We start from the raw sequence: 1,713 nt of genomic DNA on the forward strand, positions 1-1,713 counted from the left end.
GTGCGGCCCCTTTCGAGGATGTAGTGGCGATCGGCGATGCGCTTGAGCACGTTGATGTTCTTGTCGATCAGCAGGATGGACTGGCCCTGCGCCTTGAGCACCTCGATGCAGGACCAGATCTCGGCGCGGATCACCGGCGCGAGACCCTCCGTCGCCTCGTCGAGGATCAGCAGCTTCGGATTGGTCATCAGCGCCCGGCCGACTGCGAGCATCTGCTGTTCGCCGCCTGACAGGGTCCGCGCCGATTGCCCGGCGCGCTCCTCAAGGCGCGGGAACAGGCGATAGACCCGTTCGAGCGTCCAGGGCTGTGCACGCTTCAGCCGGTTCGATGCGGTGGCGACGAGGTTTTCGCGCACGCTCAGCGTAGGGAAGACCTGCCGGCCTTCCGGCACCAGGCCGATGCCGCAGCGGGCGATCTTCTCCGGCGGACTGCCCGATACGGCGCGGCCCCCGAACCGGACTTCGCCGGCCTTCGGCGGGAGCAGGCCCATGATCGAGCGCACGGTGGTGGTCTTGCCCATGCCGTTGCGGCCGAGCAATGTCACGACCTCGCCCTCCGCGATGTCGAGCGCGACGTCGAAGAGGACCTGGCTGGCGCCATAGGCCGATTGCAGGTTGCGTACGCTCAGCATCAGGCGTCTCCCTCGCCGAGATAGGCGATGCGGACATCCGGGTTGTCGCGAATTTCGGCGGCCGTCCCGGTCGCGATCACGCGGCCATAGACAAGCACGGAGATCCGGTCCGCCAGCGCGAAGACCGCGTCCATGTCGTGTTCGACGAGCAGCAGGGTGACGCGCCCCTTCAGGGCCCGGAGCATCGCGACCATCTGTTCGCTCTCGGCATGGCCGAGGCCGGCCATTGGTTCGTCGAGCAGGAGAAGGCGCGGTTCGCAGGCGAGCGCCACCGCGAATTCGAGCTGTTTCTGCTCGCCATGGGAGAGATCGGCGACTCTCACCTCGGCGCGCGCCGCCAGGCCGGCCGCCGCCAGATGCTGCCGTGCCCTGGCGCGCAGCGCCTCGTCGCGGCGGGCATTGGCGAAGAAGTGAAAGCTGTGCCCTTCATGAGCCTGCACGGCCAGCGCGACATTGTCGAGCATGGTGTAGTCCGGCAGCAGATGGGTGATCTGGAAGGTGCGGGCGAGGCCGCGACGGACGCGCTGCGGCGTCGGCAGCCGGCCGATATCCTCGCCGTCCAGGCGGATCTCGCCCTCGTCATGGGAGAGCTCGCCGAAGAGCTGGGTGATCAGCGTGGTCTTGCCCGCGCCGTTCGGGCCGATCAGGGYGTGGACCTCGCCTTCGACCACGTCGAGATCGACCTTGTCGGTGGCTACGAGTCCGCCAAAGCACTTCTGCAGGTTGCGTACGGAAAGCAGGGGCTGCGTCAACTCCCGACCCTTCCGACGCGGTTGAAGAGCGCGCTGAGCCCGCCCTGCGTGAACAGGACGACGAACAGCAGGACAGGCCCGAGGATGAGCTGCCAGTGCTCGGTCCAGGCGGTGAGCACGGTTTCCAGGATGACGAGCGCAGCCGCGCCGAACAGCGGGCCAAGGACCGTGCCGACACCGCCGAGGATGACCATGATCATCAGCTCGCCCGACTTGGTCCAGTGCAGCATGTCGGGGCTGACGAAGCGCAGGTAATTGGCCATCAGCGCCCCGGCGAGCCCGGCCCCCATGCCGGAGACGACGAAGGCGGTGAGCTTGTAGGAATAGGG

General features: G+C 67.3%; 3 protein-coding genes. All 3 read right to left on the reverse strand.

Features of this window, described 5'->3' with window-relative positions:
* Positions 1 to 632 (reverse strand): ABC transporter ATP-binding protein (locus tag AC1D34_RS37325; RefSeq protein WP_476826996.1); only part of this gene is annotated, 632 nt, incomplete at its 3' end.
* Positions 632 to 1,384 carry an ABC transporter ATP-binding protein gene (locus AC1D34_RS37330; RefSeq protein ID WP_476826997.1) on the reverse strand — a complete coding sequence of 251 codons (753 nt, stop codon included), beginning with the start codon at positions 1,382 to 1,384 and terminating at the stop codon, positions 632 to 634. The genes AC1D34_RS37325 and AC1D34_RS37330, both read right to left, overlap by 1 nt.
* A partial coding sequence (locus tag AC1D34_RS37335) for a branched-chain amino acid ABC transporter permease (RefSeq protein ID WP_476826998.1) occupies positions 1,381 to 1,713 on the reverse strand: 333 nt, incomplete at its 5' end. The genes AC1D34_RS37335 and AC1D34_RS37330, both read right to left, overlap by 4 nt.

The sequence above is a fragment of the Allobosea sp. P1_A7 genome (genome assembly GCF_056406775.1).